Here is a 14,945-nt window from a genome sequence, read left to right as displayed (position 1 = left end):
AGACTGCGTCACCACACTCGGATCAGCCGCCGCCGCCGCGAACGTGATCGCCGCCGTCAACGTCGTCTTCCCATGATCAACATGACCGATCGTCCCCACGTTCACATGCGGCTTCGTACGCTCGAAAACACCCTTAGCCATACCGGTCTCTCCTTCTCGAAGGCCCGGGCGGGCCGTTCACCTCGCGGCGGCAGGAGCCGCCCCCGTGGTCCGAACTGGGGGCGGCCGACTGCGCCGTGACCGCTTTGGAGCTCGTGGACGGGATTGAACCGTCGACCTCTCCCTTACCAAGGGAGTGCTCTACCACTGAGCTACACGAGCCCGCCCGCGCGCGGACCGGCGCGGCCGGCGGCGCGTAGTGGAGCGGCTGGAGCGGGAGACGGGATTCGAACCCGCGACGTTCAGCTTGGGAAGCTGACGCTCTACCGACTGAGCTACTCCCGCGCGGCGGAGCGCCCCGCTGCCCCTGGGGTCGGGACGCTCCCGTCGGCCTGCGGCGCCGGCCGTGCGTGTGGTGGGCAGGGCTGGATTCGAACCAGCGTAGGCATAAGCCAACGGATTTACAGTCCGTCCCCTTTAACCACTCGGGCACCTACCCATGCCCCGCGCTAGGCCGCCGCCGGGGCTTCGCTCCCCGACGAGCGCCGCCCCTCTCTCGGGGCCGCGCCCTCCTCGCGAAGACGAGCCTGGCGTGGAGCCACCCATCGGAGTCGAACCGACAACCTTCCGATTACAAGTCGGATGCTCTACCGATTGAGCTAGGGTGGCAGCCGAGCCGCAGACCCGAATTGTCAAGCTAGCATGCGTCCTTGCTCCGAGTCAAGGCCGTCCAGGACGGCGATAACGACCAGTCGACGGCCCGTCCGGGACCCCTCGCCCGCACCGCCCGCGGACGGCCCGCGGCGCTCGCCGAGGCTCGCCGCGAGACCACCCGCGGGCCGCGTCCTGCTAGCATCGGCTCCGGAGGAGCACTGATGCCAAGACTGTTCGGCTCCATCGGCCTGCCCGAGATCCTCATCCTCCTCGTGATCGTGCTGCTCGTGTTCGGGCCCCGCCGCCTGCCGGAGATGGCCAAGGGCCTGGGCCAGTCCGTCCGCGAGTTCCGCAAGGGCCTGCGCGACATGCGCAAGGACATCGAGGACGACGAGCAGGGCGCCAAGGGCGCGGCCGTGTCCGCCGCCGCGACGAACCCGCCGGCGCCGCCCGCCCCGCAGGGCCAGCCCCAGCCGGTGGAGGCCGCCACCAACGGCGAGCGCGCCTGAAGACGTTCCCGCACGAGCCGGGGGCTGAGGCGTGACGATCTTCGAGCACCTCGAGGAGCTGCGCAAGCGCCTCTTCGTCGCGTTCGCGGCCTGGGTGGTCGCCTCGGCCGTGGCTTTCGCGTTCCGCTTCACCATCCTCGAGTGGCTCAAGGCGCCGCTGCCGGCCGCGATGACGCTGAACTACTTCAGCGTCCTCGAGCCGTTCACGGTGTCGATGCAGATCGCTTCGTTCTTCGGCCTCGTGCTCGCCTCGCCCGTCATCGTCGGCCAGGTGTGGGGCTTCGTGGCGCCGGGCCTCTACGCCGAGGAGCGGCGCTACGCCGTCCCCTTCATCCTCTTCTCCGCCTTGGCGTTCGCGGCCGGGGCGGCGTTCGCCTACTACGTCGTCCTGCCCTTCACCGTCCCGTTCCTGCTCGGGTTCCTCGGCGGCGAGGCCGTCGGCCTGCTCTCGATCGGCAGGTACATCTCGACGATCCTCATGCTCATGGGCATGTTCGGCGTGATGTTCGAGATGCCCGTGCTCGGCTTCCTGCTCGCCCGCATGGGGATCCTGACAAGGAAGCGGCTCGTGGCGAGCCGGCGCTGGGCGATCGTGGGCGGCACGGCCCTGGCCATCGTCATCACGCCCACCGGGGACCCGTTCAACCTCGCGCTCGTCGCCGTGCCCCTCATCGTCCTCTTCGAGCTGACCGTCGTCGTGGTCCGGCTCAGCGAGCGTAGTATCAGGGATGCCAGAGAGCGTACGGAGCCTTCGGGCGCGCATTGACGAGCTGAACCTCCGCATCCTCGAGCTCCTCTCCGAGAGGGCCAGGGTCGCCGCCGAGATCGGCGCGCTGCAGACCGCGGCCGGCGCGTCCCAGTACGACCCGGTCAGGGAGCAGGAGATGCTCGACGCGCTCGTCGCCGCGAACCGCGGTCCCTTCGACGACGCCACCGTCAAGTCGCTGTTCAAGCAGGTGTTCCAGGCCAGCATGCAGCTCTCCGAGCGGCGCGAGAGGCGTCAGTACCTGATGTCGCGCGACCAGCACCCCGACGACACGGTCGTGCGGGTCGGCGACGTGGAGGTCGGCACCGGTCGCCCGCCCGTGCTCATCGCCGGGCCCTGCGCGATCGAGTCGCGCGAGCAGGTGTTCGCGACCGCCGCCCACGTGGCCTCGCGCGGCGTGCGCCTGTTCCGCGGCGGCGCCTACAAGCCGCGCACCGACCCGTACAGCTTCCAGGGCCTCGGCGAGGAGGGTCTCGCCCTCGGCCGCGAGGCCTGCGACGCCCACGGTCTCTACTTCGTCTCAGAGATCGTCAGCGGCCGCGACCTGCCGCTGTTCGAGGAGCACGTCGACGTCCTGCAGGTCGGCGCCCGCAACATGCAGAACTTCCCGCTGCTCAAGGCCGTCGGTCGGAGCAGCAAGCCCGTGCTCCTGAAGCGCGGCCTCTCGGCGACCGTCGAGGAGTGGCTGATGGCCGCGGAGTACCTGCTGTCCGAGGGCAACCCGAACGTCATCCTCTGCGAGCGCGGCATCAGGACGTTCGAGCGCTACACGCGCAACACGCTCGACGTGTCCGCGGTCGCCCTGGCGAAGCTCGAGTCGCACCTGCCGGTGATCGTCGACGTCACTCACTCCGGCGGCAGGCGCGACCTGCTCGTCGCGCTCACCAAGGCCGGCCTCGCCGTCGGCGCCGACGGCGTGATGATCGAGGTGCACCCGAACCCGTCCGTGGCCCTCTCAGACCAGAAGCAGCAGGTGGACCTGCGGGCGTTCGACGACTACCTGGAGGCCGTGGCGTACCACGAGTCGCTCTCGGCCCAGCGGCTCGAGCTCTCCGGGTTCGCGGCGGAGAGGTAGGCGCCCCCTGCCCGGCCTCGACGACCTCCTGGGCTTCGTCCTCCGCGCGGTCGACGTCACGCCTCAGTACACGGCCGAGCGCTGCCTCGTCGTCACCCGGGCCTCGAACATCGCCTGCCGGGAATGCGTCGACGCCTGCCCCCACGATGCCGTGCGGGTGTTCGCGCTGCGCGTCGAGATCGACCCCGTCGACTGCACCGGCTGCGGCCTGTGCGTGAGGGCCTGCCCTTCGGAGGCGCTGGAGCAGCGCTCGAGCCTGGCCGCCGCCGCGCCCGCGCGCTGCTCGCGGGTCGAGGGCAGCGCCCAGAGCGTGCAGTGCCTGGCCAAGCTCTCGCCCACGGACATGCTGCACCTGGCGGACCAAGGCGGCCGGGTCGTCCTCGGCCGCGGCGACTGCGCCAACTGCCGCATCGGCGGGCCCAGCGTGCCCACCGCGGTCGAGGACACCGCCGCCGAGGCCCGCCGGCTCGCGACGGCGCTGGGGCGCGGCCTCGAGGTCGAGGTCAGGCGGGTGGACCGCCTCGACCAGGTGGGGCCCGGCGAGCGCCTCAGCCGCCGCGCCCTCCTCAGGGGCGGGCTGCGCGAGGCCGGCCAGGTGGCCGCCGACGCCCTGGCGCCGCTCGAACGCGTCCTGCCGGCGCCCGACGCCGAGCCAGGCCTGAAGGACATGCCGCGCGAGCGCTCGCGCCTCGTCGCGGCGCTGCGCGCCGCCGACCCCCCGCCGGAGACGCTCGTCCCCTTCCGCCTGCCCCGCGTCGCCGACGGCTGCATACTCTGCCCGCTCTGCACCAAGGCCTGCCCCACCGACGCGCTGCGCCGCGAGCTGACCCCCGAGGGCGGCAAGCTCCTGCTCGACCCGGAGCGCTGCCTGGGCTGCGACGCCTGCGTGCCGGCCTGTCCCGTGAAGGTCGTCAGCATGGACGACGAGGTCACCTGGGGCGAGGTGCGCGCCGGCGAACAGGTCGCCTACGCCTCCGCGGAGGACAGCGGGCACCCCGGCGCCTACCACCGCTGAGGAGGACGTCGCGGCCCGGCCCCACCGGGGCCGCCGGTCACGCCCGGCGCGCCGCGTCGCGGCGTAACATGGCGCATGACGGTCGACTCCTGGGTGCTCGAGGCCATCGCGTCCAGCGGCGCGAAGGGCGCCACGGTGCGCGAGGTCCAGCGCTACATCGACGAGCACCACTTCGAGGAGCTGGCCATCGACACGATCGAGGCCTCGTTGGCCACGCTCCTCGAGGCGGGCCGGATCACCCTGGAGGGCGATAGGTATCATCCGGCCAAGCGCACGTCCAAGGAGGACGCGCTGAAGAAGCTGTTCGGGGAGACGTAGCGCCCAGCCCCGCGGGAGCCGACATGACCACCGTGAGCGTGAAGACCGGCGCGGCGGCGCCGTCGCTGAAGGACTTCTACGACGTCGACGCCCTCTACGACGGCGAGGAGCGCATGATCCGCGACTCGGTGCGCGAGTACGTGCGCGCCGAGCTGCTGCCCCACGTGGGCGAGTGGTGGCTGCAGGGGGTGTTCCCCGAGGACCTGCCCAGGCGCTTCGGCGAGATCGGCGCGCTGGGCGTCACCCTCCCCGAGCGCTACGGCGGGGCAGAGGCCAGCTACAGCGCCTACGGCCTGGTCTGCCGCGAGGTCGAGTACGTCGACTCCGGCATGCGGTCCTTCGTCAGCGTGCAGTCCTCTCTGGTCATGTACCCCATCCACCGCTGGGCCAGCGAGGAGCTCAAGGACGAGTGGCTGCCGCGCCTGGCCTCCGGCGAGGCCGTCGGCTGCTTCGGCCTCACCGAGCCCGACGCCGGCTCCGACCCCGGCTCGATGCGCACCCGCTGCCGGCGCGTCGGCGACGAGTACGTGATCACGGGCGTGAAGCGCTGGATCACCTCCGGATCGCGCGCCGACGTCGCGATCGTGTGGGCGCGCGACGAGGGGTCCGGCGAGGTGCTCGGCTTCGTCGTCGAGACCGACAGGGAGGGGTTCAGCGCCGTCGACATCAAGACGAAGGCGTCGATGCGCGCCTCGGTGACGTCGGAGCTCTACCTCGACGAGGTCGCTGTCCCGGCGGCGAACCGGCTGGCGGTCGAGGGCCTGCGGGGACCGCTGTCCTGCCTCAACCAGGCCCGCTTCGGCATCGCCTTCGGCGTGCTGGGCGCCGCGCAGGCCTGCTTCGACGAGGCCGTCGCCTACACCGCCGACCGCGTGGTCTTCGGCGACCCGCTGGCCAGCAAGCAGATCGTCCAGGAGCGCCTCGCCGACATGCTCGCCGAGATCACGAAGGGCAGCCTCCTCGCCTACCGCCTGGGCAGGCTCAAGGAGGAGGGGCAGGACCACCCCACGCGCGTGTCGCTGGCCAAGCGCGAGAACTGCCGCTCGGCGCTGGCCGTGGCGCGCGCCGCCCGAGACCTGCTCGGCGGCAACGGCATCACCACCGAGTACGCAGCGATAAGGCACATGCTCAACCTCGAGACCGTCGCCACCTACGAGGGGACGGACACCGTCCACACCCTCGTGCTGGGCAGGCACATCACGGGCCTGAACGCCTTCTAGGACGCACCGGGCGCCTCCTCGAGGCGACACGGTCGCGACACGCACCCCTCCTTAGGCTGACCCCCGGAGGTAGAGGTAGTGCGACTCGCGAGGCTGTCGCCGGCGTTCTGGTGTTCGGCCGGCCTGGTCCTCATGCTCGGCGCCTGCCGGGGCACGGCGTCGCTCGGCGCCATGGACATCGCGGTGAGCGGCCTGCCCGCTTCCCTCGACGCCGCCGTCACGGTCAGCGGTCCGGCAGGCTTCCACGAGGCGTTGACGGGCAGCGGCACGCTGACGGGCCTGTCGCCGGGCGCCTACGCGGTCAGGTCCGACGCGGTGTCGGCGGAGGCCCTGTACCTGGCCGAGGTCGTCCAGCAGAGCGTGGTCGTCGCGGCGGGAGCGACCGCCGCCGTGGCGGTGCGCTACGTGGAGGCGGCCAGCGGCGCCCTCGAGCTGACCGTCACCGGCCTGCCCGGCGACGCATCCGCGGCCGTCACGGTCACCGGGCCGCAAGGCTTCGAGGCCGCCGCGACGGGGAGCGCGGCCCTCGAGCACCTCGTCCCGGGCGACTACACGGTGTCCGCCGCCGAGGTGAGCGCGGCGGGCGAGGTCTACGTGCCGGGGCGAAGCACACAGGCTGTGACGGTCACGGCCGACGAGACGGCGTCCGTGACGGTGGAGTACCTCGCGGAGGGCGCGTCGCTCGGCAGCCTGGTCCTCACGGTCGACGGCCTCGGGCCCGCTGCCCCGGCGTCCGTGAGCGTGACGGGGCCGGACGGTTTCAGCGACGCCGCGACCGCATCGACGACGTTCAACGGGCTCCAGCCCGGCGACTACAGCGTGTACGCGACAGAGGCACGGTCGGACCTCTACGGCTTCGCCGCGCAGCCCGCGGAGCAGGTGGTGGCCGTGGCCGCGGGCGAGTCGGCGTCGGCCGCGGTGACGTACACGGCCGTCACCGGGGCGATCGAGTTCGTCGTCAACGGTCTGCCGAGCGGGACGGCGGCCGGCATCGACCTGCTCGGGCCGCACGGCAGGGCGTTCACCATCGACGCCTCGAAGGTCCTCCCGTACCTCGAGCCGGGCGCATACGCGTTCGATGAGCCTGCCGACGTGGTGACCGCCGCCGACGTCACGGGCAACGAGGTCGGGTTCACGTACGGGACGGCGTCCAGCACCTTCGGCGGCGAGGTCGCGGCGGGCGAGACCGCCCTCGCCGCGGTGCTGTTCGAGGCCGTGACCGGGAGCGTGCGGGTCGAGGTAGCGGGCCTCCCCGACGACTCGCAGGTCGTGGCCACGGTCGCGGGGCATGCGTTGACGGGCAGCGCGACGATCAACAACCTGGCCCCCGGCGCCTACCGGCTGGAGGCGTACGGCGTCGTGGTCGACGGCTTCACCTACCACCAGGACGTCTTCGCGTCGGAGCTGCAGGTAGCGGCCGGGAAGGTGGTCTCCGCGGCGATCGAGTACCGCCCGGTGGACGGCAAGCTCGCCATCACCATCGACTCCCCGGTCGAGGCGAAGGTCACGCTCAGCGGGCCCGGGATCGGGGCGGTGGCCGTGCAGCAGAGCACCACGTTCACCGAGCTCGAGCCCGGCAGCTACGAGATCGTCGCCCAGTCCGTCACGACGGGCAAGTTCGGCGAGCCCAGCTGCCGGATCCACCTGCCCTCGCCGACGACGCAGACGCAGCAGGTCGCGGCCGGGGAGCTCGCGTCGGCCCGGGTGGAGTACGCGACCGTCACCTGTGCGCCGCCCCCTCCCCCTTAGCGTTCCCGGGCGTCCCCAGCGCGGCCACCGCCGACGCGGGGCGGCCGCGCCGCCGGCACCAGAGGTCCCGGCCGCGGGAAGCCACGGGCGGAAGGAGCACCTCGTGAAGAAGGTCCTGAGCATGTGCCTGGCGCTGTCCGCTCTGAGCGCGTGCGGCCCGCAGACGCCACCGCTGGCGCCCCCGAGCCTGTCGGTGGACCCCAGCCTGGCACCGCCCTTGGCCGAGCTGCCGGGCTTCGACGAGGGCGAGACGCGTCCCATCGCGACCGTGACCGGGCCGGCGGATACGCGAGCGAGCTTCGTGGAGAACGAGCTGTGGCTCTCCACGGCCGACCCGGCGGAGCTCGACGCCTTCCTGGCTCGCTGGCACGGCGAGGTGCTCCTCTCGTTCGACCCGAGCGAACACGGCATGAGCGGCCTGGCACCGCAGTACCTGGTGCGTGTCGACGCCTCGGCGGCCGACCCGTCCCTGCTCGCCGAGGACCTGCGCACCCTAGACCCCAACGCGACGGGCGACCATCGGGTGTCGAGCGAGGCCGGCCTCGACCTGCTCGCGGCGGGCGCCCGGGAGGCCGCGAACGGCCTGCAGCTCGGCATCAACTGGCTGGGCAGCGGCGCGGAGTTCTCGGACAGGTCCTCCGTCGAGGCTCCCAGCGCCGACAAGACGGTGGCCGGCGTGGCCTACGACCCCAACGCGTTCACCTGGCCCTCGCACAACGCCACCGGCGGCTCGTTCACCAGCGTGCTCGAGATCGGCGTGGCCGAGGCGTGGCGAGCGCTCGAGTTCGCGGGCAGGCTCGACGAGGAGGTGGGCATCGCCGTCCTCGACATGGGGTTCGAGCCCGACGAGGACTTCCCGGCCGGCTGGCAGGCCATCCCCAACGTGCCCCTGTTCAACCCCATCGGCACAGAGAACCTGGTCGACTGCGCCGGCGGGAACTCGTGCCCTTGGCACGGCACCAACGTGGCGAGCGCGGCCTTCGCCCTGCCGGACAACGGCTACGGCAGCTCGGGGCCGGCGGGCCCGGTGGCCCACCCCATCCTCGTCTTCACGTTCTGCGACATGTTCACCCTCATCGTCGCCCTCGGCGAGGCCAAGGCCTTCGGCGCCGACATCGCCAACATGAGCTGCGGTGCGCCGGTGCCCGACTACCTGGCGTGGAGCGTACTGCCGTTCGAGGCGGCGACGGCGCTCTTCCGCACCACGGGCATGCTCCTGTTCGCGTCGGCGGGCAACTCGGGCGAGGACGTCGACGCCGAGCGCTGCGTGCTCGGCGCGTGCCTCGGCTGGGAGAGGGCCTGGCACACGCCGTGCGAGAACGCCGGCGTCATCTGCGTCGGCGGCATCCGCGGCAACGCGAAGACCAGGCACCCCAAGTCGAACTACGGCGACGAGCAGGTGGACATCTTCGCTCCCTACACGCTCTGGCTCGGTCCCAACCCGGCTGCGCCGGGCAACCAAGCCAGGGCGAGGAACGGCACCAGCTACTCGTCACCCTTCGTGGCCGGGGTCGCGGCGCTGATCTGGGCCGCCGACCCCTCCTTGGGCGCCGACGGCGTCGAGGAGATCCTCATGCAGACGGCGCACGATAGCCCGGACCCGAACGTGAAGCGCTACGTGAACGCGCTGGGGGCGGTGCTGACGGCGCTCGGCAACGTGCCGCCACGCCTCGAGGTCTTCGGCGTGGACGACGGAGGCACCGTGGAGCGCGGCCTGAACCTACCGGTGAACCTGAGCGCCACGGCGAACGACCTGGAGGACGGGAACGGCTGCTGCACCATCGAGTGGCGGTCCGAAGCCGACGGCCTCCTGGGGACCGGCACCGCCGTCCAGCACGTCTTCGACTCAGTGGGCAGCCGCACGATCGTGGTGACCGCCGAGGACGAGGGCGGGGCGACCTCGAGCGTGAGCTTCACGCTCGTGGTCGTGAACGCCCCGCCGACCGTGGCCATCACCAAGCCCGTGGAAGGCGCCGAGATCTTCCGCACCGCCGCGGTCGTCATCCGCGCCAGCGCCGACGACCTCAACGAGCCCGGCGGGGAGCTCCCCTGCGCGGCCCTCACCTGGACGAGCAGCTTCCCGAGCGACCCCTTCCCGCAGACCGGCTGCGAGCTGGAGGTGTCCCTCGACGACAGCGGGACCCGCACGATCACCGTGACCGGGACCGACCCGCAGGGAGCGAGCGGCGTCGACAGCGTGACGGTCGACGTCGTGGACCCGCCGGCTAACCTCCCGCCCTTCGTGCGCATCACCAGCCCGGAGAACGGAGCGGACATCCCACTGTCGGGAGACCTCGCCCTGGTGGGCACGGCGACCGATCCCGAGGGCGACACGCCACTGAGCTTCGAGTGGAGCGCGAGCCTGGACGGCGGCGAGCCCGTGGCCGTGGGGAGCGGCGCGGACCTCGACTGGTCCCCTTCGGGGACGTTCGACTTCGGCGAGCTCGGCGAGGGCTTCCACTCCATCCAACTGCGTCTGAGCGTCACCGACGACGAGGACAACACCGGCTCGGACTTCGTGATCCTGACGACGACGATCGTCAACTAGCCGCCGCGCCGAGGCGCCGCACGCGTCGCGACTGCTCGAGCGCGCGGCGCCTCAGGTCGGGGGCCGGGTCGAGCCCCGAGCCAGAGGGGGCGCCGGCCCCCAGCTCACTCAACAGGCGCTGGGCCAGCTCCCGGTCGGAGCGCCTGGCGTTCGGGTGCGAGGCCACGACGCCGAGGAGCGGTACCGCCTCGGCGGGCCGCGCCAGGGCCAGGTGCAGCTCGGCCGCCGCCGCCAGACCCGCGAGCATGTCAGGCGCGCTCTCGCCGGCGACGGCCAGCTCCAGGCCCTCGCCGATGCTGGCCCCGGCCGCCTCCAGGTCGCCGATGCCGATCGCCGCTCGCCCACGGTCGCTCAGGGCCAGGCCCAGCGCGGGGCGCTCGTCACCCTGCCGGAACAGCGTCACGGCGCGGTCGCTGTAGCGCCAGGCCCGGCGCGGATGGCCCAGCAGGTCATGTGCCCTGCCGAGACCGTGGAGCACGTGGGGTAGCGCCTGCCTGTGGTCGAACTCCTCCGCGGTCTCGAGGGCCGCGTCGAAGGTCTCGGCGGCCGCGCGCGCGTCGCCGAGCTCGAGCAGGAGCTCGGCCAACGCGTTGAGGTTGTTGGCGATGCGCGCCCTGTCCCCGAGGCGCCGGTTGAGGTCCAGCGCGGCCTCCAGGTGCTCCCTGGCCTCCCGGTACTCGCCGAGGCCCTCCTCCGCCAAGGCCACGTTGTTGAGGAAGGCAGCCCTCGCCCTCGGCGAGCCTGCGGAGAGGCTCAACGCCTCGGACCAGCGGGCCTTCGCCGCGGCGTGGTCCCCGCGCGCGAACGCTATCGCACCGAGGACGTTGAGGCCCGTCCTGGCCTCCCGTCGGTCGCGCCGCGCCGCGAGCTTGCCGAGCCCGCTGTCGGCCAGCGCGGCGGCATCCCGGTGCATCCCCATGCGGTAGTACAGCCAGGCCTGGTTGGTCTGCACGGTCCCCACGAGGGGCGCGTGCGCCTCGTCCGCTCCCAGCTCGTCGAGCGCTAGCTCCATGAGCTGCGCGCCCTCGCGGTAGCGCCTCGTGCCGTCGAACAACAGCCGCAGGAGCCAGGTGAGCCGCCTCAGCTCGCCATGTCTCGGCCTACGGCAGAAGAAGCGCCAAGCGGCGCGCACGTTCTCGAGCTCCTTCTCGAAGACGCGGAGCGCCGTAGCGTGGGACGGGGAGCCCGCCTCCGCCTCGAGCCGCGCGAGCAGCCGGCCGTAGTACTCGGCGTGGCGGCACTCCGCCTCCTCTGTCCCTCCCGGCGCCTCCGCCAGCTTCGCCAGCGCGTACCGGCGCACCAACGGGTGGAGGTCGTAGCGCCCGTCGGGCGTCATGCGCACGAGCGACTTGTCGATCAGGGCGGCCAGCACGGCGGTGGGCGCGCCGGCGACCACCGCTGACGCCTCCCTCGAGAAGCCGCCCCGGAACACGGAGAGCGCGCGGAGGGCCCGCCTCTCGGCGGGCCCCAACAGCCTCCACGAGTGCTCGAAGACCGCGCGCAGGCTCCGCTGGCGGTCGGACCCCTCGGCGTCCCGCAGGAAATCGATGTCCTTCCCGATCTCGCTCACGACCTCGGTCAGGGTGAGGGCCCGCAGCCACACCGCGGCCATCTCCAGGGCGAGGGGCGAACCGTCCACGAGCCGACATAGCCTCAGGGCGTCCGCCACGTCCGCCTCGCTCAGCGCGAAGCCGGGCCGCATACGGCGGGCGCGTTCCACCAGCAGCCGCACGGCGTCGGAGACGAGCGCGTCCGCGAGGCCGACATCGAGGTCCGGCGGGAAGCTCAGCCCGCCGAGCGGCAGTACCCACTCCGCCCCTAGCCCGAGCCGCACCCTCGAGGTGACGAGCAGGTCGAGGCCGGGGCAGGCCTCCAACAGGTCAGCCACGAGCGCGGCGCCTACGACGACGTGCTCGAAGGCGTCGAGCACCACCAGCAGACGTCCGTCCCCCAAGCTCCGAGCCAGCTCCGCCAGCGGCTCGGCGCGGCCCTCGAGAGCGAGCCGCAGGCTGCCCGCGATGGCGGCGGGCACGGCTTCCGCGCGCTCGAGCGCGGTGAGGTCGACGAACGCCACGCCGTCTGGGTAGTGCTGACCGAGGGACTCGGCGACGCGCAGTGCCAGGCGGGTCTTCCCCGCGCCGCCGAAACCCGTCAGCGTGACCAGCCTGCACTCCGGCCGGGCGAGGAGCCGAGTGACCTCGGCCAGCTCCGCCTCCCTGCCGACGAAGCTGGTCAAGGCGCGCGGCAGGGAGGGGCGGTCGGTCCCCCCGGTCTCCGCCGTCGACGGCCGCGGGCGAGGGGCTGGGGGACCCGCCGCCCGCAGCGCCTCGGCCAGGCGCTGGGTCTCCGCCGTGGGAGCGAGGTCGAGCTCCGCCCTCAGCCGCTCGGCGAAGGCGCCGTACGCGTCCATCACCCCGCGGCGGTCCCGCAGGCGCAGGCCGAGCCGCAGCAGCGCGCGGACGGCGTCCTCGTCCAGCGGGTCACGGGCCAGCAGCACCTCCATGACGCCGACGGCCCGGTCGAGCCTCACCGCCGCCTCGAGCTCGCGGGCGTGACCGAACAGGGCGCGACGCCAGGCCGTCCGCAGGTGCTCGCGCTCCTGCTCCAGCCAGGAGGTGAACTCGCCGCCGTCGCCGCTCGCCATGCCCTCGAGCAGGTCGCCGCGGTAGGCCGTGAGCAGGCTCTGGTAGTCGCGCTCCTCCAGGTACCGCACCAGGTCGCCCACGTCCGTCCGCGTGCGCCAGCGGAGGCGGTCGCGCTCGGGCTCGAGGGCGGGCGCCCACGGCAACCCGCGGACCCGCCTGACGAGCTGCCGCAGGCTGTGCCGGGACCTGGCGGTGTCGACATCGGGCCAGAAGAGGAACGCCAGCTCGTCGCGGCTCACCCAATCGCCCTTCCAGGCCAGGTAGCCGAGGCACTGGTAGCGCTTGTCCGCCTCGAAGGCGACGCTTCGGGAGCCGAGCAGCACCCGCGGTGGCCCCAGCAGCTGGACTCGCGTGGCGGCCATGGTCTCCGCATGCTACTCAGCGGCCCGGCCGGTGCGGCCGGGCGCCGGGCCGAGCGAACCGGCGGACGCTCGGCGCGCGAGGCTCAGGGCCTGGGGACCTGCTGCCTCACCGCGCGCTCGCGTCCGCTCGACGCGGGAAGACCGGCCGCTCCAGGTCGAGCCGGCGCCGCTTCAGCGCGGGAAGATCGGCAGGTCCAGGGCGGCCAGGTCGGCGTAGGCGACCTGCCAGCCCGCGTCCGTGCGGCGCACGTCGACGACGCCCTCGCGCACCTCGGTCCGGCCGTCTATCACCGCGGTGAGCGCGAACGCGAGCCGGGCGCGGCCCGCCTCGATGAAGGCCGGCTGCACCTCGAGCTCGAACCCCTCCAGGTCGGGCAGGCCGGGCTCGCGGAGCGCCTCGGGACCGCCGTCGATGAAGCGCAGGCTCCAGGCGGGGTCGCCGCAGCGCAGGCCCTCGAACACCTGCCGCAGGGCGTTCGTGCTCAGGTAGGCGTCGTCGGGCGGGAACCCGATGAAGATGCCGGTGCCGGCCAGGCGCTGCACGGCCTCGGCGGCCCAGTGGCACGGCGGCACGTCGGCGAAGGCGGGTCCTCCCTGGGCCCGGGCCGCGCTCAGCCAGGCGGCGAGCAGGAGGGCGAGCGCTGTCCTCATGCGCCAAGGCTAGGGCAAGGCGTAGGGCGAGGGGGGCGCCGATGAGACCGTGGCGCCGGACGAGTACACGGTCGGGCCCGCCGCGGTGGCCGCCGAGCGCGCCTCAGGGCAGGGCCCACCACGCCAGGGCCAGGAGGCCGCCCAGCGCGAGACCGCGCGCCAGGTGGTTCTGCCACACCACGACGCCGAGCACGAGGCGCGCGTTGAGGAGCGAGGACAGGAACGTCAGCGCCGCGCCGGCGAGCAGCAGCCAGAACGCGCCGCGGAACGAGAACGCGTAGGCCACTGACGCCACCGTCACGACGGCCGCGGCGAGCATGAACAGGCGGGAGACGAGGGGGCGGCGCCGGCTCACGGCCCAGGCGCCGAAGACGTTCACGGCGGCGGTCGCCAGCCCGAGGACCGTCACCAGGACGTGCACGCGGGTCAGTCTACCGGCAGCGCGTGCAGGGCGTCGAACGGGTCCTCCACGCCCAGGGCCTCCGGCCAGGGCTGCGCCGCGAAGGGTCGGCGCACCACCTGCTCGAGCCGGCGCGCCAGCCAGGCGTCGCTGTCGGAGCCCTCGTCGACGATGAGGCGCACCTCGGAGGCGCCGGCGCGTCGCGACAGCAGCCGCGCGGCGCCCAGCACCTCGGCGTCCGTGTGCACGAGCTTCTCGTCGAAGCGCCAGCCCTCCTCGCGCGCCTTGGCCGGGTCGACGGCGAGCTGCGTGACGACGCGCTCGTCGCGCTCCCGCAGCCGGCGGGCGACCTCCGGCGTCATGACCCACGGCTGCGCCAGGTAGACGACGGCGTCGCCGTGCGCGAACGACCGGGCGGCGGCGCGGTCGGCGCCTGGCGCCCTGTGCGCCTCGGCGCGTCCCTCCGCCAGGTGCTGCGCCCTGACCCGGAAGCGCGCCCACACGCGGCCCACCTCGGCGGCGCCGCGGACCAGCTCGGTGAGGAGCGTGACCGCGTCCGACTCGACGGCCGGGTCGGGGTAGGCGGCCACGGGCACGTAGCGCGCCCCGCTGGGCAGGGCCGCGACCAGCGCGCCGGGCAGGTCGGCGATCCAGCGGTCGCGGGCGGCGCCGCGCTCGCTGGGCGCGTCGGGGTTGAGGCGCGGGAGGACGAGCAGGTCGGCCTCGTCGAGCGCCAGCGCCTGGGCCAGGGCGAGGCGGAACGACGCCGAGGGCGCGGCGTCCGCCGGGAGGGCGGCCAGCGCCTCGCGCACGGCCCCGGCCTCGGGGAACAGCGGCTCCGCGCCGCAGCCGGCGACGAGGTCCCTCCAGAACGGCCCGTAGCGGTCCCAGAGGAGCTGCGTGACGAAGCCTACGCGCACGGAACGGGAGACTA

13 protein-coding genes and 4 tRNA genes are annotated in these 14,945 nt (G+C 73.2%); 8 read left to right on the top strand and 9 right to left on the bottom strand.

Annotated elements, in window-relative coordinates:
• The 5 genes from VF202_06295 to VF202_06275 all read right to left on the bottom strand — a co-directional run.
• The coding region (locus VF202_06295; protein ID HEX7039700.1) for a GTP-binding protein at positions 1–141 on the bottom strand (141 nt) is incomplete at its 3' end.
• A 105-nt stretch (positions 142–246) separates the two neighbouring features.
• Positions 247–321 (bottom strand) — tRNA-Thr (locus tag VF202_06290).
• 47 nt (positions 322–368) lie between these two features.
• Positions 369–444: transfer RNA gene (locus tag VF202_06285), tRNA-Gly, on the bottom strand.
• Between the two features lie 68 nt (positions 445–512).
• Positions 513–598: transfer RNA gene (locus VF202_06280), tRNA-Tyr, on the bottom strand.
• A 94-nt stretch (positions 599–692) separates the two neighbouring features.
• Positions 693–768, bottom strand: a tRNA-Thr gene (locus VF202_06275).
• Positions 769–974: 206 nt separating this feature from the next.
• Here VF202_06275 and tatA point away from each other — a divergent pair.
• From tatA to VF202_06235, 8 genes are all read left to right on the top strand, one after another.
• Complete coding sequence (gene tatA, locus VF202_06270) at positions 975–1,262, top strand: twin-arginine translocase TatA/TatE family subunit (GenBank protein ID HEX7039699.1); 288 nt, start codon at positions 975–977, stop codon at positions 1,260–1,262.
• Between the two features lie 31 nt (positions 1,263–1,293).
• Positions 1,294–2,028 (top strand): twin-arginine translocase subunit TatC, encoded by a 735-nt coding sequence (gene tatC / locus VF202_06265; protein HEX7039698.1) that lies wholly within the window; start codon positions 1,294–1,296, stop codon positions 2,026–2,028.
• The gene (locus VF202_06260; GenBank protein HEX7039697.1) at positions 1,991–3,103 is read left to right on the top strand and encodes a bifunctional 3-deoxy-7-phosphoheptulonate synthase/chorismate mutase; all 1,113 of its coding nucleotides are present in this window, start codon (positions 1,991–1,993) and stop codon (positions 3,101–3,103) included. Before tatC ends, VF202_06260 begins: the two co-directional genes overlap by 38 nt.
• A gap of 7 nt (positions 3,104–3,110) precedes the next feature.
• Entirely contained in the window at positions 3,111–4,118 is a 1,008-nt protein-coding gene (locus VF202_06255) for a 4Fe-4S binding protein (GenBank protein HEX7039696.1), read from the top strand.
• A gap of 75 nt (positions 4,119–4,193) precedes the next feature.
• Entirely contained in the window at positions 4,194–4,436 is a 243-nt protein-coding gene (locus VF202_06250) for a hypothetical protein (protein HEX7039695.1), read from the top strand.
• Between the two features lie 23 nt (positions 4,437–4,459).
• The gene (locus VF202_06245) at positions 4,460–5,656 is read left to right on the top strand and encodes an acyl-CoA dehydrogenase family protein (protein ID HEX7039694.1); all 1,197 of its coding nucleotides are present in this window, start codon (positions 4,460–4,462) and stop codon (positions 5,654–5,656) included.
• A 78-nt stretch (positions 5,657–5,734) separates the two neighbouring features.
• On the top strand, positions 5,735–7,405 hold the full coding sequence (locus VF202_06240; GenBank protein HEX7039693.1) for a hypothetical protein: 1,671 nt from the start codon (positions 5,735–5,737) through the stop codon (positions 7,403–7,405).
• A gap of 103 nt (positions 7,406–7,508) precedes the next feature.
• The gene (locus tag VF202_06235; protein ID HEX7039692.1) at positions 7,509–9,953 is read left to right on the top strand and encodes a S8 family serine peptidase; all 2,445 of its coding nucleotides are present in this window, start codon (positions 7,509–7,511) and stop codon (positions 9,951–9,953) included.
• Here VF202_06235 and VF202_06230 read toward each other — a convergent pair.
• From VF202_06230 to VF202_06215, 4 genes are all read right to left on the bottom strand, one after another.
• Positions 9,946–12,960, bottom strand: coding sequence for a tetratricopeptide repeat protein (locus VF202_06230; protein ID HEX7039691.1), 3,015 nt, complete (start codon positions 12,958–12,960; stop codon positions 9,946–9,948). The genes VF202_06235 and VF202_06230 overlap by 8 nt on opposite strands.
• A 171-nt stretch (positions 12,961–13,131) precedes the next feature.
• On the bottom strand, positions 13,132–13,611 hold the full coding sequence (locus VF202_06225) for an S-layer homology domain-containing protein (protein HEX7039690.1): 480 nt from the start codon (positions 13,609–13,611) through the stop codon (positions 13,132–13,134).
• Positions 13,612–13,714: 103 nt separating this feature from the next.
• Positions 13,715–14,032, bottom strand: a complete 318-nt coding sequence (locus VF202_06220; protein ID HEX7039689.1) for a hypothetical protein — start codon at positions 14,030–14,032, stop codon at positions 13,715–13,717.
• A gap of 5 nt (positions 14,033–14,037) precedes the next feature.
• Positions 14,038–14,931 carry a hypothetical protein gene (locus VF202_06215; GenBank protein ID HEX7039688.1) on the bottom strand — a complete coding sequence of 298 codons (894 nt, stop codon included), beginning with the start codon at positions 14,929–14,931 and terminating at the stop codon, positions 14,038–14,040.
• Positions 14,932–14,945 lie beyond the last annotated feature (14 nt).

It is taken from the genome of Trueperaceae bacterium (genome assembly GCA_036381035.1).
Lineage (GTDB): Bacteria > Deinococcota > Deinococci > Deinococcales > Trueperaceae > DASRWD01.
This window is presented reverse-complemented; position numbering and strand designations above follow the sequence as displayed.

Excerpts from the sequence above, each read along its gene's own strand:
- tatA (HEX7039699.1), top strand. The coding sequence starts at position 975 with ATGCCAAGACTGTTCGGCTCCATCGGCCTGCCCGAGATCCTCATCCTC.
- VF202_06260 (HEX7039697.1), top strand. The coding sequence starts at position 1,991 with ATGCCAGAGAGCGTACGGAGCCTTCGGGCGCGCATTGACGAGCTGAAC.
- VF202_06250 (HEX7039695.1), top strand. The coding sequence starts at position 4,194 with ATGACGGTCGACTCCTGGGTGCTCGAGGCCATCGCGTCCAGCGGCGCG.
- VF202_06245 (HEX7039694.1), top strand. The coding sequence starts at position 4,460 with ATGACCACCGTGAGCGTGAAGACCGGCGCGGCGGCGCCGTCGCTGAAG.
- VF202_06230 (HEX7039691.1), bottom strand. The coding sequence starts at position 12,960 with ATGGCCGCCACGCGAGTCCAGCTGCTGGGGCCACCGCGGGTGCTGCTC.
- VF202_06225 (HEX7039690.1), bottom strand. The coding sequence starts at position 13,611 with ATGAGGACAGCGCTCGCCCTCCTGCTCGCCGCCTGGCTGAGCGCGGCC.